Origin of the sequence: Streptomyces winkii, from assembly GCF_032248595.1 — a bacterium.
Taxonomy (GTDB): domain Bacteria; phylum Actinomycetota; class Actinomycetes; order Streptomycetales; family Streptomycetaceae; genus Streptomyces; species Streptomyces winkii.
In genome coordinates this window covers 926,035-946,508 of record NZ_JASTTH010000002.1, presented here as the reverse complement: position 1 = coordinate 946,508, position 20,474 = coordinate 926,035, and the positions used below count along the sequence as shown (strand labels likewise).

General features: G+C 70.2%; 21 protein-coding genes. 7 read left to right on the top strand and 14 right to left on the bottom strand.

Features of this window, described 5'->3' with window-relative positions; all coding sequences use genetic code 11:
• Positions 1-440: 440 nt before the first annotated feature.
• Entirely contained in the window at positions 441-1,136 is a 696-nt protein-coding gene (locus QQM67_RS08430) for a DNA-3-methyladenine glycosylase (RefSeq protein WP_314172970.1), read from the bottom strand.
• A gap of 174 nt (positions 1,137-1,310) precedes the next feature.
• On the opposite strand from QQM67_RS08430, the gene QQM67_RS08425 reads away from it, so the two are divergent.
• The gene (locus QQM67_RS08425) at positions 1,311-2,093 is read left to right on the top strand and encodes a sporulation protein (RefSeq protein ID WP_314172969.1); all 783 of its coding nucleotides are present in this window, start codon (positions 1,311-1,313) and stop codon (positions 2,091-2,093) included.
• 44 nt (positions 2,094-2,137) lie between these two features.
• Here the strand turns inward: QQM67_RS08425 and QQM67_RS08420 are convergent, their stop codons facing one another.
• A complete protein-coding gene (locus tag QQM67_RS08420) occupies positions 2,138-2,578 on the bottom strand; it encodes a barstar family protein (protein ID WP_314172968.1) in 441 nt (146 codons plus the stop codon).
• A gap of 111 nt (positions 2,579-2,689) precedes the next feature.
• Between QQM67_RS08420 and QQM67_RS08415 the strand changes: the two genes are divergently transcribed.
• Entirely contained in the window at positions 2,690-3,229 is a 540-nt protein-coding gene (locus QQM67_RS08415; RefSeq protein WP_314172967.1) for a YbhB/YbcL family Raf kinase inhibitor-like protein, read from the top strand.
• 431 nt (positions 3,230-3,660) lie between these two features.
• Complete coding sequence (locus QQM67_RS08410) at positions 3,661-4,200, top strand: HNH endonuclease (protein WP_314172966.1); 540 nt, start codon at positions 3,661-3,663, stop codon at positions 4,198-4,200.
• Positions 4,201-4,231: 31 nt separating this feature from the next.
• On the opposite strand, the gene QQM67_RS08405 is transcribed toward QQM67_RS08410, so the two are convergent.
• The 4 genes from QQM67_RS08405 to QQM67_RS08390 all read right to left on the bottom strand — a co-directional run bounded on the left by QQM67_RS08405 (position 4,232) and on the right by QQM67_RS08390 (position 7,429).
• Complete coding sequence (locus QQM67_RS08405) at positions 4,232-4,999, bottom strand: sulfite exporter TauE/SafE family protein (protein WP_314172965.1); 768 nt, start codon at positions 4,997-4,999, stop codon at positions 4,232-4,234.
• 119 nt (positions 5,000-5,118) lie between these two features.
• Positions 5,119-6,081 carry an SPFH domain-containing protein gene (locus QQM67_RS08400; RefSeq protein WP_314172964.1) on the bottom strand — a complete coding sequence of 321 codons (963 nt, stop codon included), beginning with the start codon at positions 6,079-6,081 and terminating at the stop codon, positions 5,119-5,121.
• A gap of 109 nt (positions 6,082-6,190) precedes the next feature.
• Positions 6,191-6,616 (bottom strand): NfeD family protein, encoded by a 426-nt coding sequence (locus tag QQM67_RS08395; protein ID WP_314172963.1) that lies wholly within the window; start codon positions 6,614-6,616, stop codon positions 6,191-6,193.
• A 21-nt stretch (positions 6,617-6,637) separates the two neighbouring features.
• Positions 6,638-7,429, bottom strand: coding sequence for an ABC transporter ATP-binding protein (locus QQM67_RS08390; protein ID WP_314172962.1), 792 nt, complete (start codon positions 7,427-7,429; stop codon positions 6,638-6,640).
• Between the two features lie 106 nt (positions 7,430-7,535).
• On the opposite strand from QQM67_RS08390, the gene QQM67_RS08385 reads away from it, so the two are divergent.
• A complete protein-coding gene (locus QQM67_RS08385) occupies positions 7,536-8,396 on the top strand; it encodes a hypothetical protein (RefSeq protein WP_314172961.1) in 861 nt (286 codons plus the stop codon).
• A gap of 98 nt (positions 8,397-8,494) precedes the next feature.
• Here the strand turns inward: QQM67_RS08385 and QQM67_RS08380 are convergent, their stop codons facing one another.
• The gene (locus QQM67_RS08380) at positions 8,495-9,145 is read right to left on the bottom strand and encodes a response regulator transcription factor (RefSeq protein ID WP_314172960.1); all 651 of its coding nucleotides are present in this window, start codon (positions 9,143-9,145) and stop codon (positions 8,495-8,497) included.
• Positions 9,138-10,325, bottom strand: coding sequence for a GAF domain-containing sensor histidine kinase (locus QQM67_RS08375; RefSeq protein ID WP_314172959.1), 1,188 nt, complete (start codon positions 10,323-10,325; stop codon positions 9,138-9,140). Before QQM67_RS08375 ends, QQM67_RS08380 begins: the two co-directional genes overlap by 8 nt.
• Positions 10,326-10,696: 371 nt before the next feature.
• Here QQM67_RS08375 and QQM67_RS08370 point away from each other — a divergent pair, with 371 nt between their 5' ends.
• Positions 10,697-11,383, top strand: a complete 687-nt coding sequence (locus QQM67_RS08370) for an aggregation-promoting factor C-terminal-like domain-containing protein (RefSeq protein WP_314172958.1) — start codon at positions 10,697-10,699, stop codon at positions 11,381-11,383.
• Between the two features lie 140 nt (positions 11,384-11,523).
• Here the strand turns inward: QQM67_RS08370 and QQM67_RS08365 are convergent, their stop codons facing one another.
• A complete protein-coding gene (locus QQM67_RS08365) occupies positions 11,524-14,238 on the bottom strand; it encodes an ABC transporter ATP-binding protein/permease (protein ID WP_314172957.1) in 2,715 nt (904 codons plus the stop codon).
• 284 nt (positions 14,239-14,522) lie between these two features.
• On the opposite strand from QQM67_RS08365, the gene serB reads away from it, so the two are divergent.
• Positions 14,523-15,830 (top strand): phosphoserine phosphatase SerB, encoded by a 1,308-nt coding sequence (serB, locus tag QQM67_RS08360; protein ID WP_314172956.1) that lies wholly within the window; start codon positions 14,523-14,525, stop codon positions 15,828-15,830.
• Between the two features lie 85 nt (positions 15,831-15,915).
• Here serB and QQM67_RS08355 read toward each other — a convergent pair whose 3' ends face one another.
• The 4 genes from QQM67_RS08355 to QQM67_RS08340 all read right to left on the bottom strand — a co-directional run bounded on the left by QQM67_RS08355 (position 15,916) and on the right by QQM67_RS08340 (position 18,733).
• Positions 15,916-16,443, bottom strand: coding sequence for a SixA phosphatase family protein (locus QQM67_RS08355; protein WP_314172955.1), 528 nt, complete (start codon positions 16,441-16,443; stop codon positions 15,916-15,918).
• An 85-nt stretch (positions 16,444-16,528) separates the two neighbouring features.
• A complete protein-coding gene (locus QQM67_RS08350; RefSeq protein ID WP_314172954.1) occupies positions 16,529-16,783 on the bottom strand; it encodes a hypothetical protein in 255 nt (84 codons plus the stop codon).
• A gap of 157 nt (positions 16,784-16,940) precedes the next feature.
• Positions 16,941-17,057, bottom strand: coding sequence for an SGM_5486 family transporter-associated protein (locus QQM67_RS08345; RefSeq protein WP_314172953.1), 117 nt, complete (start codon positions 17,055-17,057; stop codon positions 16,941-16,943).
• 170 nt (positions 17,058-17,227) lie between these two features.
• The gene (locus QQM67_RS08340; protein WP_399065761.1) at positions 17,228-18,733 is read right to left on the bottom strand and encodes a CynX/NimT family MFS transporter; all 1,506 of its coding nucleotides are present in this window, start codon (positions 18,731-18,733) and stop codon (positions 17,228-17,230) included.
• A 106-nt stretch (positions 18,734-18,839) separates the two neighbouring features.
• On the opposite strand from QQM67_RS08340, the gene QQM67_RS08335 reads away from it, so the two are divergent.
• Complete coding sequence (locus QQM67_RS08335; protein ID WP_314172951.1) at positions 18,840-19,568, top strand: FadR/GntR family transcriptional regulator; 729 nt, start codon at positions 18,840-18,842, stop codon at positions 19,566-19,568.
• 135 nt (positions 19,569-19,703) lie between these two features.
• Here QQM67_RS08335 and fabI read toward each other — a convergent pair whose 3' ends face one another.
• Positions 19,704-20,474: an enoyl-ACP reductase FabI gene (fabI, locus tag QQM67_RS08330; protein ID WP_314172950.1), complete on the bottom strand. Its 771-nt coding sequence runs from the start codon at positions 20,472-20,474 to the stop codon at positions 19,704-19,706.

Genomic DNA, 20,474 nt, shown 5'->3' with positions numbered 1-20,474 from the left:
GTTCGTCCTGAGCCAGGATCAAACTCTCCGTGAATGCTCCAAAAAACATCACCAAGAGCCGGCACACACGAGAGGAATCACCCCGCACGCACCGAATCCAAGCAAATCAAAGAAATCCCCACCCCCACAAACCAACGCGGGGGCTACGGGGTATCAACATATCTGGCGTTGACTTTTGGCACACTGTTGAGTTCTCAAAGAACGAACGCTTCCATCACAACCCATATCCCAGGGCCACTCCGGGCGCATCCCTCTCGGTGTCACTACTTTAGCGGATTCCCTCGGAGGTTCCTAATCGGAATCCTCACGGTCGGTTTTTGGCACGCCAAAAGCCGACCCCGTTGGGGAAGTCGTAGGTAGTGTTTGGTCACTTCCGGGGCCGCGTCTCCTCGGCTTGAAGCCGTGGCTACCGCCTATCCGTTTCAGCGACTCTGTCAACGTTAGGTCTTCGGACCCCCAGAGTCAAGCGACCTTGGACGCCGCCTGGGTTGATGTGGCCGGTAAGGGCTCACGGTGAGGTCCTCGTCGATCCAGTAGCGCCAGGGGTGGACCGCCCCGGCTCCCCCCACGCCGGTGCGGGGACCGCTGCGGAGGCGGCCGCCGTCGGAGGGCTCACCAGTGAGAACGCGGAGCGGAGCGTGCTCGTCCGTGGCGCAGACGTCGGTGCCGTTCAGGGTGCGGTCCACATCCAGGGCCGTCGCCAGCCGGGCCGGGCCCTTGGCCAGTTCCGTGTGCTTCTTTGCCTTCGGGCGTCGCTTCCGTGCGTGTTCCTCGCCCGTCAGGACCTCCCCGGCGCGCAGCAGCACACCGCTCGCGTGGCCCTCGGCGCCGCAGACCAGGTTGAGGCTGAACCACATGCCGTAGATGAAGTAGACGTACGCGTGCCCGGGCGGGCCGAACATCGTGGAGTTGCGCTGGGTCCTCCCCTTGTACGCGTGCGATCCGGGGTCGGCCTCCCCCGCGTAGGCCTCCACTTCTGTGATGCGCAGGACGATCCGTCCGTCCGGCGCCGTACGGACGAGATACCGCCCGAGGAGCTCGGGGGCGACCTCCAGGACAGGGCGATCGAAGAAAGAACGGTGCAGCGGTGTGTGGCTGTCGTCGTTCCTTCGCGTACGGTCTCCGCCGGTGATCATGCCGACCGAGGGTAACGGAGCCGGAGGGCTGTGCATCCGGCCGGTGGTCCGATGATCCTGCTCTGATGCCGGAACCGCCGGCCGTCGCTGGGCGTACCTCGTACCGGAGGACGTCCAGTACGTCATGAGTGACAGAAGAGGCGCACAGGTAAGTGCCTGGGAGGGACTTGAGAGATGGGTTTCAAGAAGCTGTTCGCGAGCTTGGGGGTCGGGAGTGCGTCTGTGGACACGGTCCTCCACGAACCGAACGTGGTGCCGGGTGGCGTGGTGCAGGGTGAGGTCCACATAGAGGCGGGGTCGGTCGACCAGCAGATACAGGGGCTGTCCGTCGGTCTCATGGCGAAGGTCGAGGTGGAGACCAACGACGGCGAGCTGAAGCAGAACATCGAGTTCGGCAGGCAGCAGCTGGGCGGTGCTCTGGAGCTGAAGGAGGGTGCCAGGCACACGGTGCCCTTCCAGCTGGAGGTTCCGTGGGAGACACCGATCACGATGTTCATGGGGCAGCAGCTGACCGGGATGAGCATCGGGGTGTCGACGGAGCTGGCCATCGCCCAGGCCGTCGACTCCACGGACATCGACCCCGTGAACGTCCATGCGCTCCCCGCCCAGCAGGCGATCCTGGACTCCTTCGGTACGCTCGGCTTCCGCTTCAAGGCGGCCGACATGGAGAAGGGCCGGATCCGGGGTACGCGGCAGCAGCTGCCCTTCTACCAGGAGATCGAGTTCCTGGCGCCCCAGCAGTACCGGGGGCTCTCGCAGGTGGAGCTGTCGTTCGTCGCGGACGGCCGTCAGATGGACGTCGTCATGGAGATGGACAAGACGCCGGGGATCTTCACGGGGGGCAGCGACTCGTACCGCGCGTTCCAGGTCGACCTGACGGACTTCCACCAGACCGACTGGACGGCCTTCATCAACCAGTGGCTCACGGAGGTCGGAGGGCGCCGCAACTGGCTGTGAGTCCGGGCCTGAGCCTGCCGCCGGCGTCGCGTCGTGCGGCGGGGTCAGCCGAGGAGCACCGACAGCGGTGCGTCCCGCACCGCCCAGTAGCCGACCGCCGCCGTGAAGACGTTCACGGCGGTGGCGGCGGCCTTGGGGTCGGCCTGTTCGAAGCCGGGCCAGCCCGCGGTCATCAGCAGGTATCCGCCGGTCTCTCCCCACCAGGAGAGGTCGGTCAGGGAGTCGGCGAGCGCGTCCCAGTTGTGGCCGAACCAGCCGGGGAGTTCGAGGCCGGTGGCGCAGCGGTTCATGAACTCGGTCTTGTCGGTGACGTCGCTGAGGTCGATCACGGCGCCGGTCCAGTTCGCGGCGTCCGCCTGCATCAGGACGTCGGGGCCGACGGATGCGCAGCGGTACACCCCAGGGGGCACGGAGCCGTCGAAGAGGCCCGGCAGACCGCCGTCGGGCAGCTCGGGCAGTTCAGGCAGGTCCACTGGACTGGTCATCGTCGCACCACCGCTTTGAGGTCTCGTCGTGCGACCCATGGTGGCAAAGACCCGGACAACGGCTCGTTAGGCTGGCCGGTGCAGCGATTCGCGCCATCAGGAGGTACCGACGTGACCGAGCAGAAGCAGCCGCCGCTCCCGCACGACTTCCATCCGCCCGTCGCCTCTTTCCAGGTGGTGAGCGACGACGTCTCGGAGGGCGGGCGGCTGCGGCCGGACCAGCTGTACGCGAAGGGGAACACCTCCCCTCATCTGCGCTGGGAGGGCTTCCCCGCGGACACCCGGAGCTTCGCCGTCACGTGCTTCGATCCCGACGCCCCGACGGGCAGCGGCTTCTGGCACTGGTCCGTCTTCGACATCCCCGTCTCCGTGACGGAGCTGCCCGCGGGTGCGGCGACGGGCGACATGGCAGGGCTGCCCGAGGGGGCCGTGCACGTGCGCAACGACTTCGGCACGCGGGACTTCGGCGGGGCCGCGCCGCCGCCCGGCGACGGTCCGCACCGCTACGTCTTCACGGTCTACGCCGTGCAGGACGAGAAGCTCGGGCCGGACGCCGACGCCTCCCCCGCCTTCGTCGGATTCAATCTGCGTTTCAAGACGATCGGCAGGGCCCAGCTGATCGGTCTGCACGAGGAGCCCGCCGGGAGCTGAACCGGCGGCGGAGTCGGGGCGCCCGACTGAAATTCCGTTGCGTCCCGTCGTTCCCGGATCGCACTGTGGTGCCGGGCAGTCGGCACCGCAGTGCGGGGGCGGCGGGGCGCTTGTGTCTGCGCCGGCCGTCCGCCGGAGCCTGGCCGGGGGCCGGCGACCGCGCCGACTGCCCTTCGGCTCCCGCCCGGCTTTCCCTCCCGTCCTTGCGTCCGGTCTTCCGCGCTGTTTCGCGTTTTCAGGGTTTCCGCGACTTCCCCGGTTTTCCGTTTCTCCTTCTTTGTGGTTCGCGTTCTTCCTTCCCTTTTCACCGGCCCGTCGTATGGCCGTCGACTTCCGTACGGCGGGCGGAAATTGCGTTGTCCGGTGATCGGGACGGCGGCAGAGTGGGGCCACCGCCGCAGGAGGCGGTCGGGAACCGGGAGGTGGAGGGCATGCGCGAGACGCTGATCCTGAACGCGAGCTTCGAGCCGCTGTCGACGGTGTCGCTGCGCCGTGCCGTGGTGCTGGTCATGCAGGACAAGGCCGTCGTGGAGCACGCTCATCCCGGTCTCCGTGTGCGGGCGGCGAGCGTCGATCTGCCCGTACCGCAGGTGATCAGACTGTGCAGATACGTGCGCGTGCCGTTCCGACAACGCGCGCCGTGGTCGCGGCGCGGCGTCCTCGTACGTGACCGGCACCGGTGCGCGTACTGCGGACGCCGGGCGACCACGGTGGACCATGTGGTGCCGCGTTCACAGGGCGGCCGTGACACCTGGCTCAACACCGTCGCGGCCTGCGCGGCGGACAACCACCGCAAGGCGGACCGGACACCGGCGCAGGCCGGGATGGCTCTGTCGGTCAAGCCCTTCGAGCCGACGCCGGCGGACGCTCTGCTGCTCGCACTCGGCCTCAAGGACGGGGAGGGTCTGCCGGAGTGGCTCGCCGTTCCCAGCGCCCGCGTCTCCGCGCCGGCGCTGCCCGCAACGGCCTGACCGGACGGCGGCGCGCGCCGAACTGCCGTACTCAGCGCAGCAGTTGCTGAATGATCGCCGCGACACCGACCGTCACGACGATCACCCGCAGCGCGGTCGGCGGAAGTCTGCGTCCCACGAGGGCGCCGAACTGGCCGCCGACCGCGCTGCTCACGGCGATGAGCAGGACCGCCGTCCAGTCGAAGTCGGCGACGAAGAGGAAGAAGACGGCGGCCGTGGCGTTGACCAGGGCGCCGAGTACGTTCTTCACGGCGTTGATCCGCTGCAAGGGCTCGTCGAGGAAGAGCCCCATCAGCGCGAGGTAGATGATGCCCTGGGCGGCCCCGAAGTAGCCGCCGTAGGCGCTCGAGAACAGCATCCCCGTCGACAGCATGACGCCCCCGTTCGGGCGCGCTGTCGTGCCGTGCTTCTCGCGGCGGCGTTCCGCGACGCGGGCGAGCCACGGCTGGACGGCCACGAGGAGCAGCGCGATCCCGATGAGCGCCGGGACGATCTTGTCGAAGGCGCTGGAGGGCAGGGCCACCAGCAGGACGGCGCCCACGAGCGCGCCGACGAACGCGACGGCGCTCAGCACCAGCACGCGCCGCCTCTGGCCGCGCAGTTCACGTCTGTATCCGATGGCGCCGCTGACCGACCCGGGGACGAGGCCGAGCGCATTCGACACGTTGGCGGTGACCGACGGGAGCCCGACGGCGAGCAGCACCGGAAACGTGAGCAGCGTGCCGGAGCCGACGACGGTGTTGATCGCACCCGCGCCGACGCCCGCGGCGCAGACCGCCACCGCCTCCCAGATCGTCACGCGAAGCCCCTTCGAGATCAGTGCCGTACACACTGATCATGCCGGAGGGGCTTCTGGCGTGCGTCTCCGGGGCTCGGTCCGGACCCGGGCGCCAGATCCGAACCCGGGCCGAGCCGGGCTCAGTCGAGCTTCGGGCTCTCCCGAGGGGGCTTCACCATGCCGGCGGCCTGACCTCCGCCGCCGGTGGCCGCACCGCCGTTGCCTCCGCCGGGCTTGAAGCCGTCCAGCGCTCCGCCGAGCCCCTTCAGCGCGTCACCGATCTCGCTGGGGACGATCCAGAGCTTGTTGGCGTCGCCCTCGGCGATCTTCGGGAGCATCTGGAGGTACTGGTACGAGAGCAGCTTCTGGTCGGGGTCACCGGCGTGGATGGACTCGAAGACCGTACGGATGGCCTGGGCCTCGCCCTCGGCGCGCAGCGCCGCCGAGCGGGCCTCACCTTCCGCGCGCAGGATCGAGGACTGCTTCTCGCCCTCGGCGGTGAGGATCGCCGACTGCCGTACACCTTCGGCCTGGAGGATCGCCGCGCGCTTGTCGCGGTCGGCGCGCATCTGCTTCTCCATCGAGTCCTGGATGGAGGTCGGCGGCTCGATGGCCTTCAGCTCGACGCGGTTGACGCGGATGCCCCACTTGCCGGTGGCCTCGTCGAGCACACCGCGCAGGGCGGCGTTGATCTCCTCGCGGGAGGTGAGCGTCCGCTCCAGGTCCATGCCGCCGATGATGTTGCGGAGCGTGGTCACCGTGAGCTGCTCGATCGCCTGGATGTAGCTGGCGACCTCGTACGTCGCGGCGCGGGCGTCGGTCACCTGGTAATAGATGACGGTGTCGATGTTGACGACCAGGTTGTCCTGGGTGATGACGGGCTGCGGAGGGAAGGGCACGACCTGTTCGCGCAGGTCGACCCTGTTGCGCACCGTGTCGATGAAGGGAACCACGATGTTCAGGCCCGCGTTGAGGGTGCGGGTGTAGCGGCCGAAGCGCTCCACGATGGCGGCGCTCGCCTGCGGGATGACCTGGATCGTCTTGATGAGTGCGATGAAGACCAGCACCACCAGAATGATCAGGACAATGATGATGGCGTCCATCCGCCCCCCTGCATGTGTGTCACCGATATGACGTCGTCCGGGCCGACGAGAGAATCGTCCCACCGCAAGTCGCCGTGTACTCGCGGTTGTTGAGGTTCGCTGTCGCCGATCATCCCATCACGACCGCCGTGGCTCCGTCGATCTCCACCACGTCGACCTGTGAGCCGGGCTCGTAGGCCTCTCCCCCGTCCAGGGCGCGTGCCGACCACACCTCGCCGGCGAGCTTGATCCTTCCGCCCTGCCCGTCGACCCGTTCCAGCACCGTCGCCTGGCGACCGCGGAGCGCGTCCACACCGCTGCTGAGCTTCGGGTGCTCCCTGCGGGAGCGCCGGGCGACCGGCTGCACGACGACGATCAGTGCCGTCGAGACGACGGCGAAGACGAGGACCTGGGCCACCATTCCGCCGCCCAGCCCCGCCGTGACGGCTCCGGCGACGCCGCCCATGGCGAGCATGCCGAACTCGGGCATAGCGGTGAGGACGAGTGGAATTCCCAGCCCCACGGCGGCTATCAACCACCAGATCCATGCATCCACATGGACATGGTAGGCCTGCGATCAGCTCAGCGGCAGACCCTGAGCGGTCCAGCGCTCGCCCCGGTTCTCCACCACGAGCGGCAGTCCGAAGCAGCGCGAGAGGTTGCGCGAGGTCAGTTCGGTCTCGATCGGGCCGGCGGCGAGCACCTGCCCCTGACGGATCATCAGTACGTGCGTGAATCCGGGGGCGATCTCCTCGACGTGGTGCGTGACCATGAGCATCGAGGGTGCGTACGGGTCGCGCGCGAGCCGTCCCAGTCTGCGCACCAGATCCTCGCGGCCGCCGAGGTCGAGGCCCGCCGCGGGCTCGTCCAGCAGGAGCAGTTCGGGGTCGGTCATCATGGCGCGCGCGATGAGGGTGCGCTTGCGCTCGCCCTCGGAGAGGGTGCCGAACTTGCGGTCGAGGTATTCGGTCATGCCGAGCCGGTCGAGGAAAGCCAGCGCCCGCTCCTCGTCGACCTCCTCGTACTCCTCCTGCCAGTGCGCCGTCATGCCGTACGCGGCGGTGAGCACGGTGCGCAGCACGGTCTGGGAGCGCGGGAGCTTTTCCGCCATTGCGATGCCGGCCATGCCGATGCGGGGGCGGAGTTCGAAGACGTCGACGGCGCCGAGCTTGTCACCGAGGACGGTGGCGCTGCCCGTACTGGGGAAGAGGTAGCTGGACGCGAGGTTGAGCAGGGTGGTCTTCCCCGCGCCGTTGGGACCGAGGATGACCCAGCGTTCGCCTTCCTTGACCGACCAGGAGACATCGTCCAGCAGAGCGTGGCCGTCGCGGACCACGGATACGTCCACCAGCTCCAGTACTTCGCTCATGAGCGCGTTGTCTCCCAATGCAGTCGCCGTTACCCGTGCCTTGTGAGCAGAGTCCCCAGGCAAACCTACGCCACGCGTTCGAGGGCCCGTTCCCTAGGCTGGGGTCATGCTCGATGAACCTCGTTCGGGACGCCTGGCCGCTTGGGGAAATGCTCTGTTCGCCGCTCTCGTCTCGCCCGATGAGGCCGCACAGCGGATCGTCGGCGAGGACGTGGTGCACCGCGTGGTGGGGCTTCCCGCTTCTCCGGGTCCGTACGCGGATTCCGAGCCGGAGACCGCCGGCCTGACGCTGGCGCTGGGGCGGCTGCGGACTCTGGGCACGCGCGGGCTGCGGGTCGCGCTGCCCGTGCCGGGCCATCCGCTGGGGCTGAGCGGGCCCCCGGAGTTCAACTCCCGCGCCCTGGAGGCCGGTGAGGCCGTGATCGCGGCGGGCGCCGGGCTCGGGCTGGTGCCCGAGGTGTTCGAGGCCGGGCCCGAGGGAGACGTCCACGTGGAGGTCGCCTGGCACTGCCTGCCCGTACGGGAGGCGCCGCCCGCCGACGTGCCCTCGCTCAGCGAGGCGGAGCGCGAACTGGCCGAGGCCATGCGGGAGGCGACCGATGTGCTCACGGAGCTGGACGTGGCCGGCTCGGGCCCGGTGGCGAACGCGGCGCTGGACGCGTACCGGGCGCGCATGGAGGCCGGGAGGCAGCTCCTGGCACCCGGGTATCCGCCGCGGGCGGTGCGGGTGCTGGAGCTGGCGCAGCGGGTGCGGGCGCTCGTCGGGATCGCGTACGGGGACGAGGGCGGGCCCGCACTCGGCGCAGCCGGCATCGCGGGGGACGGCCGTGAGCACGGCGGCGCGGTGAGCGCCTCGCAGATCGCGGCGCGTGGGGAGGCGCTGCGGCCCGTGGAGCGGACGGCGAGGCGCGCGCAGGTCGCGGCGTACAACGCCTACGCGGAGGAGCTGGAACGCAAGAACTCGTGAGTGGCGAAGGGCGCTGCCGGATCCGGCGGACACTGCCCGGCGAGCACATGTGTACGTGACGGCCCGCCTGCGCCCGTCGGTTCGTGAGCCTCCTCCCGTCAGTTCGTCAGCCCGTGCCGCACGGCCCACAGCGCCGCCTGCGTACGGTCGGCGAGGTCCAGCTTCATCAGGATGTTCGACACGTGGGTCTTGACCGTCTTCTCCGAGAGCACCAGCTCCCGGGCGATCTCGCGGTTGGATCTGCCGTCCGCGATCAGTTCCAGCACCTCGCGCTCGCGCTCGGTGAGCACCGAGCCCCGGCCGGCGCTGGCGCTTCCGCCTCCGCCCGCTTCGTCGGAGAGCAGCGCCCCGGCGACCTCCGGCTGGAGAAGCACATGGCCCGCGTATATGGAGCGGATGGCACCGGCGAGGGCGTCGGGGTCGACGTCCTTGTAGACGTAGCCGGCCGCTCCGGCACGCAGGGCGGGGACGACGGTGCGCTGCTCCGTGAAGCTGGTGACGACGAGGACGCGGGCCGGGTTCTGGAGCCGCCTCAGCTCGCGCAGCGCCTCGATGCCGTCCGTGCCGGGCATCTTCACGTCCATGAGGACGATGTCGGGGCCCAACTCCTGGGCGCGCGCCACCCCTTCGTCGCCGTCGGCGGCCTCGCCGACCACCTCGATGTCGTCCTGGATCTCCAGGAAGGTGCGCAGTCCGCGCCGTACGACCTGGTGATCGTCGACGATCAGCACGCGGATCGGGTCAGCCACCGGGCACCTCCAGCTCGATCACCGCTCCCTTGCCGGGCTCGGATTCGACGGTCAGGGTGCCGCCGACGCCGCCCGCCCTGTCGCGCATCGAGACCAGGCCCAGGTGGCGTCCCGCCTTGCGCACCGCCTGCGGGTCGAAGCCGAGTCCGTCGTCGGTGACGCGCAGCCGCGCTCCCGCGCCGCCGTAGGCGAGGGTGACGCCGACGCGCGAAGCCGCCGCGTGGCGCAGGGCGTTGTGCAGGGCCTCCTGGGCGACGCGGAGCAGTGCCTCTTCCTGTGCGGCGGGCAGGGCGCGCGTGGCGCCCTCACTGACGAAGGTGACCTCGGCGGTGTGTGCGCGGTCGAGGACCTGGGTCTGGGTGCGGAGGGTGGCGACGAGCCCGTCCTCGTCGAGGGCGGCGGGGCGCAGCTCGATGACGGCGGCGCGCAGTTCCTCCGAGGCCTCGGCGGCGAGGCGGTCGATCTCGTGGAGTTCGTCCTTGGCGCGGGCCGGGTCGCGGTCGACCAGCGCGGTCGCCGCCTGGGCGGTGAGGCGCAGCGAGAAGAGCTTCTGCGCGACGGCGTCGTGCAGGTCGTGGCCGATCCGGGCGCGCTCGCGCGCGATGGTCAGCTCGCGACTGCGCTCGTAGAGGCGTGCGTTGGTCAGGGCGATGGCGGCGTGCTGGGCGAGGAGGCGCAGCAACAGCTCGTCCTCCTCGGTGAAGGCGCAGCCGCGGACGGGCGCCGCGCCCCCGTCGGCCGCCGCACCCCGGGCCGGTTCTGTGCCGGGTGCGCACCTCTTGTTGGCGAGGAAGAGCGCGCCCAGGACCTCCTCGCCGTCGGCGATGGGCATCCCGAGGAAGTCGGCGAGCTCCGGGTGTGCGCGGGGCCAGCCGCCGAAGCGGGGGTCCGTGCGTACGTCGGCGAGCCGCTGGGGGGTGGCCTCGTGGAGCATCGCGGCGAGGATGCCGTGCTGGCGGGGCAGTGGGCCGATGGACTTCCACTGGTCCTCCGTCACCCCGTCCACCACGAACTGGGCGAAGCCGTCGTGGTCGTCGGGAACGCCGAGGGCCGCGTACTCGGCGTCGAGCAGATCACGGGCCGAGGCGACGATCGTCTGGAGGACGTCGCGCACCTCGAGTTGCCTGTTCATGGCGAGGATCGCGGCGCTGACGGCGGCGAGCCCTGAGCTGCGGAGCATGCTGTCACGGTACCGGCGGGGGAAGCCCCGCGGATCGGCCCGGAGCGGGGATGGGACGGGGGTCCGGAGACCTAGGACCAGCGACCAGCAGTGTGACCCTGAGTTTATAGCTTCTACACACTGCGTAAATGTAACCGGGTGTGTGGTGTGAGTCGCCGCATAGGACCCAGATCACGTACGGCCGTACTTAGTAGATGTTGTCGACTGAAGGGACGTGCAGCGCAGGCACGTCAAGGCATCCGCTCTGCTCCAAATCCACTACCAAGGTTAGTAATGGTGATTTTTGCCCGGTGACTGACGGCAGCTGAGAATGTCTGCCGCCGCAGCGGCCACTGTCGCTGCGGTCCGCGAACTGGAAGAGGTTTCCTCCCATGAGCGTTCCCAATCCCGAACGCCACGGCAGGCTGTCCCGTCTGCACAAGATCTCTGCGGCGACCGGAGCCGCAGCCGTCGGTGTTACCGCCTTCGCGTTCACCGTCGTACCAGGTCAGAAGAGCAGCGGAAGCGTGACTGCCGGATCGGAGATGACGGCCCAGTCCGTCGCACTGCAGACCGCCGCCGACGGCCCGGCACAGCAGAAGGCGAGCATCGACGCTCAGACCTCCGCCGCCGACGACCGCGCACGCGCCCACGCGAAGGCGGAGGCACGCAGGAAGGCCGAAGCCAGGGCAGAGGCACGGCACGAAGCAGCTGTGAAGAAGGCAGAGCGGGACCGTGAGCGCAGGCTGGCGGCGAGCCGCTCGGCCCAGCGCAGCAAGGCGAAGGCGCCGTCGGGCTCACCGCAGCAGATCGCACGGCAGATCATCGGCGACGAGTCGCAGTTCCAGTGCTTCTCCCAGATCGTGGAGCGGGAGAGCGGCTGGGACGTGCACGCGCAGAACCCCAGCGGAGCGTACGGGCTCGTGCAGGCCCTGCCCGGCTCCAAGATGTCCTCGGCGGGCCCGGACTGGCGCAACAACGCGGCCACGCAGGTCAAGTGGGGGCTGAACTACATGGAGGACCGCTACGGCAGCCCCTGCGGCGCGTGGTCCTTCTGGCAGTCCAACAACTGGTACTGAGCCGGCGGCCGTACGGGCTGGGGGCCGCGCATCCCGGTCCGTGAGCGCGACCACGGTCGCTGCGCGCGAAGCGCCGGAGGCGGCGGCATCCCATCGGGGTGCCGCCGCCTCCGTGTGTGACGGTTGCCGGTGCGCCCGCGCTACTTGCGCATGACCTCCGGTTCGTGGCGGCGCAGCAGCCGTGCCACGACGAAGACCAGGGCCACGCCGAGGCCCAGCAGGACCGCCATGTCCAGTACGTACGTACCGGCCGTGTGCTCCCACAGCGGGTCCGGGTTGCCGCGCTCCCACGGCAGCAGCGTGTTCATGTCGGCCGTGGCGCCCATCGCGGCGACGGCCCAGCGGGACGGCATCAACCAGGAGAACTGGCCGACTCCCGGGGTGTCGAAGAGCTGGAACAGCACGCCGGTGAAGACGACTTGGACGATGGCGAACATGACCAGCAGCGGCATGGTCTTCTCCGCCGTCTTCACCAGCGAGGAGATGATGAGGCCGAACATCATCGAGGTGAAGCCGAGCGTGATCACGGCGAGCGTCATCTCGACGGCGGGGAGGTCCTCGCCGATCACGCCCTCCGCGGGCAGCTCGCGCGGGACGAATCCGATCGCGGAGATGATCACGCCTTGCAGGGCGGTGACGATTCCGAGCACGAGCACCTTGGACATCAGATACGCCGAACGCGAGAGGCCGGTGGCCCGTTCGCGCTCGTAGATGACGCGCTCCTTGATCAGTTCCCGTACGGAGTTGGCCGCGCCGGAGAAGCACATGCCGACGGCGAGGATGAGCATGATCGTGCTCGCGTCGCGGTTCGTTCTGCCGCTCTTCAACGGGCCGTAGCCCAGGCCGTAGTCGCTCGGGATGAGGGTGCTGACGCCGCCGAGCACGACGGGGAGGATCACCGTGAGCGCGAGGAAGCCCTTGTCCGAGGCGATGACCGAGACGTAGCGGCGCACCAGCGTCCAGAACTGCGAGCCCCAGCTCTGCGGTTTCTGCGTACGGGCCGGCGGTGCCTGCACCTGCTGGGCCTGCTGCGGGGTGACGGAGTCGAGGTCGGCCGCGTACATCTGGTAGTGCTGCGAGCCGTGCCAGCGGCCCATCCAGTCGTAGTCGCGGTAGTTCTCGAAGGCGGAGAAGACGTCCGCCCAGGTCGCGTAGCCGAAGAAGTTGAGCGCCTCCTCGGGCGGGCCGAAGTAGGCGACGCCGCCGCCGGGCGCCATCACCAACAGCTTGTCGCACAGGCCGAGTTCGGCCACGGAGTGGGTGACGACGAGCACCGTGCGGCCGTCGTCGGCGAGTCCGCGCAGCAGCTGCATGACGTCGCGGTCCATGCCCGGGTCGAGGCCGGAGGTGGGCTCGTCCAGGAAGATCAGCGACGGCTTGGTGAGCAGCTCCAGGGCGACGGAGACGCGCTTGCGCTGGCCGCCGGAGAGGGAGGTGACCTTCTTGTCGGCGTGGACGTCCAGCTTCAGTTCGGCCAGCACCTCCTCCACGCGGGCGTTGCGCTCGGCCTCGGCGACGTCGCCGGGGAAGCGCAGACGGGCCGCGTAGCGCAGTGCGGTGCGGACCCTCAGCTCCTTGTGCAGGATGTCGTCCTGCGGGACCAGGCCGATGCGCTGCCGCAGCTCGGCGAAGTGCTGGTAGAGGTTCCGGTTGTCGTAGAGGACCTCGCCGACGTCCGCCGGGCGGTAGCCGGTCAGCGCGCGCAGCAGCGTCGACTTGCCGGAGCCGGACGGCCCGATGACGCCGATGAGCGACTTCTCGGGAACGCCGAAGGTGACGTTGTCGAGGATGACCTTCCCGTTGTCGACCTTCACCGTGAGGTGGCGGGCGGAGAAGGTGACCTCACCGGTGTCGACGAATTCTTCGAGCCGGTCGCCGACGAGGCGGAAGGTGGAGTGGCCGACGCCGACGGTGTCCTGCGGAGTGATCACCGCGGAGCCGGACTTGGGCAGCGGCTGGCCGTTGACGTACGTCCCGTTGTGCGAGCCCAGGTCGTGGATCTCGAAGCGCCCCTCGGGCGACGCGTGGAACTCGGCGTGGTGCCGGGAGACCTGGAGGTCGGAGACGACCAGTTCGTTCTCCAGGGCGCGGCCGATCCGCATGACCCGGCCCAGCGCGAACTGGTGGAACGTGGTCGGGCTGCGGTCGCCGCCGTGGCCGCCGCGAGGCGCGCCCTGCCCGGGTGCGGCCTGCTGCCCGGCGGCCTGCTGCGGTATCCGGCCCTGCTGCGGGTGGGGCTGTACGGGCTGCTGCCCGGGGTAGCCCTGCTGCTGCGGCACACCGGGTTGCTGCTGCGGGTGCGGCTGTTGGGGCCGCTGCTGCCAGCCCTGCGGCTGCTGTTGCGGATGCGGTTGCTGTTGCTGTTGCTGGGGCTGCTGGTGCCATCCCGGGTGCTGCTGGGGTGGCTGCTGCTGAGGCTGGTGCGGCTGCTGCGGCGGTGCCTGTGCGGCTCCCGCCCTCGGCGACCGGGGGCCCCCGGCCCCGACTCCCTGCTGCTGCGGCTCCGCGGCTCGCTGCGCACCCTGGCCCGCCGCGTGCGGAGCCTGTGCCCCGCTGCCCGAGAGATCGAGCCTCGGCCCGTCGGTCGCGTTCCCCAAGTGCACGCTCATGCCGGGGCGGAGCTCCATCTGCTGGATCTTCTGCCCTTGTACGTACGAGCCGTTGGTGCTGCCCTGGTCCTCGATGACCCAGCTCTGACCGCCCCACCGGATGGTGGCGTGCCGCCAGGAGACCCTGGCGTCGTCGATCACCACGTCCCCCTGCGGATCGCGCCCCACGCGATACGGTCTGGACGGTTCGAGGGTCCAGGTTTTTCCGTTCAATTCCAGTACGAGTTCCGGCACTCCATGCCCCACAAAGTTGTCCCCCGAGTGACTCCCTGCGCGGGGAGCCTAGGGATGGCGAACATCGTGGGGAACTATTTCAGGCCCCGCCCCCTGACAGGAAGTCGCCCCATGTCACAACCCCACGTCAGCTGTGACAGGCCGGGGACAGCCCCTTCCGCGGACGCGAAAGAGGGCTGCTCAGAGGAGCCGGTGAGCGCGCGCAGCGGGAGGGGCGAGGCTTGCGGAGAGCTTCGCCGTAGGTGTGAGCCCCCGGGAGGTGTCTCGCGCCCCACAGCGATACCGTTGGCAGCACCATGACCACATCGCCGGCCACCCCGCCCTCGTACGCCGACACCCCCACCCTCCTGGTGAAGATCTTCGGAAAGGACCGGCCGGGCATCACCGCCGGACTCTTCGAGACCCTCGCCGCCTTCTCCGTAGAGGTCGTCGACATCGAACAGCTCGTGACCCGGGGCCGCATCACGCTGTGCGCACTGGTCACCGCTCCCGGCGCCGTCGCGGGCAGCGCCGCCGCGCATCCGACGGGCACGGCCAGCGAGGGCGAGCTGAGGGCCACCGTGCACGGCTGGGCCGAGTCGATGGGCCTCGAAGCCGAGATCATCTCCGGTACCGGCGACAACCAGCCGCGCGGCACGGGCCGTTCGCATGTCACCGTGCTGGGGCAGCCGCTGACCGCCGGTTCGACGGCCACGATCGCCGCCAGCATCACCGCTACGGGCGGCAACATCGACCGCATCTTCCGGCTCGCCAAGTACCCGGTCACGGCAGTCGAGTTCGACGTGTCCGGAGCCGAGACGCCCGCTCTGCGCACCGCCCTCGCGCTGGAGGCCGCCAAGCACGGCGTCGACATCGCGGTGGTCGCCTCGGGGCTCCAGCGCCGGGCGCAGCGGCTGGTCGTCATGGACGTCGACTCCACCCTGATCCAGGACGAGGTGATCGAGCTCTTCGCGGCGCACGCCGGATGCGAGGACGAGGTCGCCGAGGTCACGGCCCGCGCGATGCGCGGCGAGCTGGACTTCGAGCAGTCCCTCCACGCGCGCGTGGCGCTGCTGAAGGGTCTCGACGTCTCCGTCGTGGACAAGGTGCGCAAGGACGTACGGCTCACGCCCGGCGCGCGCACGCTCGTACGCACCCTCAAGCGTCTCGGATACCAAGTGGGCATCGTCTCGGGCGGGTTCACGCAGGTCACCGACGCGCTCCAGGAGGAGCTGGGCCTCGACTTCGCCGCCGCCAACACCCTGGAGGTCGTCGACGGCAAGCTCACCGGCCGTGTCACCGGCGACATCGTGGACCGCGAGGGCAAGGCGCGGCTGCTGCGCCGCTTCGCCTCGGAGGCGGGCGTACCGCTGGCACAGACGGTCGCGATCGGGGACGGCGCCAACGACCTCGGCATGCTCAACGCGGCCGGTCTCGGCGTGGCGTTCAACGCCAAGCCCTTGGTACGGGAGGCAGCGCACACCGCGGTCAACGTGCCCTTCCTGGACACCGTCCTGTATCTGCTCGGGGTGACGCGGGAAGAGGTCGAGGCCGCCGACTGCGACGGCGAGGACGACGAGGACGACGCCGCCGGGCCGCGCGCGCAGGACGAGCAGGGCGAGTAGCGCGTACCCGGAACCGCGGACGCCGGTGGCCCCCGCCCGGGACGATCACGGACGGGGGCCACCTCGGCGGGAGTTCGGATTCGGGTCACTCCGGGGGCTCGTGCGGCTCCCAGTAGTCGGTGAGGGTCGCGACGCCCGGCTCGACGGACTTCCAGGAGCCGTCGAAGCGCAGCACCGCGACCGTGGAGGTGGGGAAGCCGTTGCGCGTCATGCGCTCCAGCACCTCACTCTTGGCGTCGCCGGTGAGAGCCTCGGCGACGCCCTGGATTCCGGGGTTGTGCCCGATGACGAGGAGATCTTGGACCTCCTCCGACACATCGTTCAGCAGGGCGATGATCTCGCCGGGCGAGGCGTCGTAGAGACGCTCCTCGTAGACGGTCTTGGGTCGCTGGGGCAGATGGTTGGCGGCCAGTTTCCAGGTCTCACGGGTGCGTACGGCTGTCGAGCAGAGGGTCAGTCCGGGAGCGATGCCGTGCGTGGCGAGCCACTCACCGACGGCCGGGGCGTCCTTGCGGCCGCGGTCGGCGAGGGGGCGCTCGTGGTCCGCCACATCCGGCCAGTCGGCCTTCGCGTGCCGGACAAGGACGATACTGCGGGGCACATCGACGCTCATGTTCCCCAGCTTCGCACGAAAAACGGTGCTGGGCGGAGGGTGTTGACGTGCACAGAAGGACGCGGAGGTGCGCGGCTCCCGCTCGTCAGCCCAGCAACGCCTGGGCCACACGCTCCAGGACGGCGACGATCACCTCTCCCCCGGCGCCTCCCGCCTGCCGCTGCGCGGCGCCGGCCTCCGATCCGCCGAGCAGCAGCGCCAGCAGCAGCACGAAGGCGAGGACGGGCAGGGCGGCCGCCCACCACGGCAGCCGCGTTGCGTGCGCGCCGGGCGGCGAGTGCTGCCGTGCCGGCTGCGCCGGGGACACGGAGCGTCGGCTGCGGGCTCGGGCGGTGGCCATGGGCTCGCCTCCCTGTTTCCGGGGTCGTCGCTGGTGTGATGCGACGTTACGGACGCGGAGGCGCCGGCCCCATCCGGTGATCCACCCACTTCCCCCTGACCCGGCCCCCCTAGGGGTGGTGGGGCCAGCACCACCATCGCGGCGGCGCGGCCGTGTGTCAGGGAGCGGCGAGGGTCGCGACGATCCCGATGAGGATCATGATCCCGAAGATCAGGGCGACGATGAGGAGCAGCTTCTTCTGCCCGTTCTGCGGATCGGGTTCGAGCACTGGCATGCGGCCAGTCTCGCACTACGGCCTGACGCTCTGGTCAGGTGGACCGGGGAGCGGGCCGGGTTGCTGCCGGGAGGCGACGCGGGCGGCAAGGCCGTAGGACGCATGTGACGCGCCCGCGCGAGCCGTTGGCCGGCACGTGGGCTGCCCGTTGCCCTCCCGGGCGGCGCGCTCTAGCAGCCGTCCTCGATCACGCGGTCCCGTCCCGCCAGTACGCCCGTCACCGTCTGCGCGAGCATCAGCGCCGTCATCAGCACCAGCGGTACGTGCCAGCCGCCCGCGGCGTCGTGCAGCACCCCGACGAGCAGCGGGCCGGGAATGGAGAGCAGATACCCCGTGCTCTGCGCGAAGGCGGAGAGCTTGACCACGCCGGCGCTGGAGCGCGACCGGAGGCCGATCATCGTAAGGGCAACGGGGAAGGCGCAGTTGGAGACGCCCAGCAGCAGCGCCCACAGCCACGCGCCCCCGGCCGGAGCGAGCCACAGGCCCGCATAGCCGGTGAGACCGCACACGCCGAGGGCCACGACGAGCGGGCCCTGGTGCCGCATCCGGGCCGCGAGGCGCGGGACGACGAAGGCGAGTGGCACCCCCATGCCCATCGTGACGGCGAGCATCAGACCGGCGGACGAGGCGGAGACGCCCGCGTCACGGAAGATCTCCGGCAGCCAGCCCATGATGATGTACGCGGCGGACGCCTGGAGTCCGAAGAACGCTCCGAGCGCCCAGGCGGTCGGCGAGCTGCCGATGCGTATGCGGGAGCCTTCGCCGGCGGACGTCGCCTCGGGGCGGCTCGGCGCCTCGGAACCGGAAGGTGCCTCGGAGGCGGATGGCGCCTCGGAACCGGAAGGTGCCTCGGAACCGGAAGGTGCCTCGGAGCGGCTCTCCGCCGGGGGCGGCGACTCCGGACGACGGCTCGCCGGATCCTTCAGGACCAGGGCCCACGGCAGAATGGCGAGCACCCCGAGCAGCGCCCACGCGCCGAGTCCGGCACGCCAACTGCCGCCCAGGGCACCGGTCATGGGCACGGTCACGGCCGCCGCGCAGGATGTGCCGAGGGAGAGCCCCATCGAGTACAGACCCGTCATCGAGCCGACACGGGTGGGGAACCAGCGCTTGACGACGACGGGCATCAGCACGTTGCTGACCGCGATGCCGGCGAGGGCGAGCGCGCTCGCGGCCAGAAAGACGGCCGTGCTCCCGGCCAGCGGCCGCAGCGCCAGGCCGGCCGTGATCGTGACCATGCCCGCGAGCACCACGGGAGCGGGCCCGCGGCGGCGCGCGAGCCGGGGAGCGAGGCTGCCGAAGACGGCGAAGCACAGGGCGGGCACGGAGGTGAGCAGTCCTGCCACGGCACCGCTCATGCCCAGGTCGTCGCGGACCTCCTTGAGCAGCGGGCCGAGCGCCGATATGGCCGGACGGAGGTTGAGCGCGGCCAGGAGGAGACCGAGGGCGACGAGCCGGACCACCCAGCGCGGGGCGGCGCCGGAGCCCGGGTCGCGCGACGCGGGCGAGGCGGGCTGCCCGGGCCCACGTCCACGGCCACGTCCGAGTCCAAGTCCACGTACGGTTCCGGCTCCGGGTCCACGTCGTGCTCCGCGTGAAGTGGCCCCGAACGCCGGGGTCTTCGCATCGCGGGCGGTGCGCTTCGGGCCGTCCTCCGTCGTAACCATGGAACCCATCATAGAATCATGGGATGAATTGCTCCAAGGCGTCTCTCCATGTGGAAGGACCCGCCGTGACGACCCGGCTGTGCCAAGGCCCCGGACCCGCCCCTGGGAGTTCCCGATGACCCTCTCCTCGCCGCAGCGTTCCGCCCTCTCGGACCAGGTGATCGCGGCACTGCGCACGCAGATCGCCTCCGGCGAGTGGCCGGTGGGCTCCCGGATCCCCACGGAGCCGGAGCTCGTCGAGGAGTTGGGCGTGGCGCGCAACACCGTCCGTGAGGCGGTACGGGCGCTCGCGCACAACGGACTGCTCGACATCAGGCAGGGCTCGGGGACGTACGTCGTCGCAACGAGCGAACTGGCCGGGGTCATGCACCGCCGCTTCGCCGACGCCGATCCGCACCATGTCGCAGAGATGCGCGCCGCGTTGGAGACATCGGGGGCGCGGCTCGCGGCGCTGCGCCGCACCGAGCAGGAAATGGCGCAGCTGGACGCGCTGCTGGAACGGCGCGAGGCGGCATGGGAGTCGGGCGAGGCGGAGCGCTTCGTGGAGGCGGACGCGTCGCTGCACCTGGGCGTCCTCGCCGCGTCGCACAACGACGTACTGGCCGCGGTCTACGCCGACTTGGGCGAGGTGATGCGCGACTTCCTGCGGCTCGACATCGGCGAGGAGCTGCGGCCCGAGGCGCACATGGACCACGCGCGTCTCATCGAGGCGATCCGCGCCGGCGACGAGGAGGCGGCGGCACGGGAGGCCGCCTCACATACGCAGGAGTGGCGCTGCGGTGCGACGGGCGCGGGGAGCACGAAGACGCCGAGGAGCGCGGGCGCAGCGGACGAGGGCCACTGAGCCGCGGCCCGGACGCCTGAACGCCCGTGCGCCGCGGCCGAGTTCACGCACACGCACACGTTCACGTGCGCGTGCATGCGCTCAACGGCGGGCGTACGTACGCGTGCACACGTACGCCCGTGGCGACCGGCGCGGTCAGGCACCCATCATGTGCACGCCGCCGTCGACGTGCACGATCTCCCCCGTCGTCCTCGGGAAGAAGTCCGAGAGCAGGGCCACGATTCCGCGCCCCGCCGGGTCCGGATCGGTCAACTCCCAGCCGATGGGGGCCCGGTGGTTCCACACGTCCGCCAACTCCTCGAAGCCCGGGATGGACTTGGCCGCCATCGACTTGATCGGGCCGGCCGAGACGAGGTTGCAGCGAACGTTCCGCGCGCCCAGATCGCGGGCGAGATAGCGGCTGGTCGATTCGAGGGCCGCCTTGGCGACGCCCATCCAGTCGTACTTCGGCCACGCGATCTGCGCGTCGAAGGTGAGGCCCACGACCGAGCCGCCGCGCGGCATCAGCGGAAGGCAGGCCGTGGTAAGGGACTTGAGGGAGTACGCCGAGACCTGGACCGCGGTCGCCACGTCCTCCCAGCTGGCTTCGAGGAAGTTGAACGCGCCCTGCGGGCCGAAGGCGATGGAGTGCACGATCCCGTCGAGCCCGACGCCCTCGCCCAGGTGCTCGCTCACCTTCTCCGCGAGGGAGTCCAGGCGCTCCTGGTTCGTCACGTCCAACTCGATGACGGGAGCCTCCTTCGGGAGGCGCTTGGCGATCCGCTGCACCAGCGTCAGCCGGCCGTACCCGGTGAGCACGACCTCCGCGCCCTCTTCCTGCGCGATCTTGGCCGCGTGGAAGGCGATCGACCCGTCGGTCAGCACGCCGGTGACGAGGATGCGTTTGCCCGCGAGGATTCCGCTCAT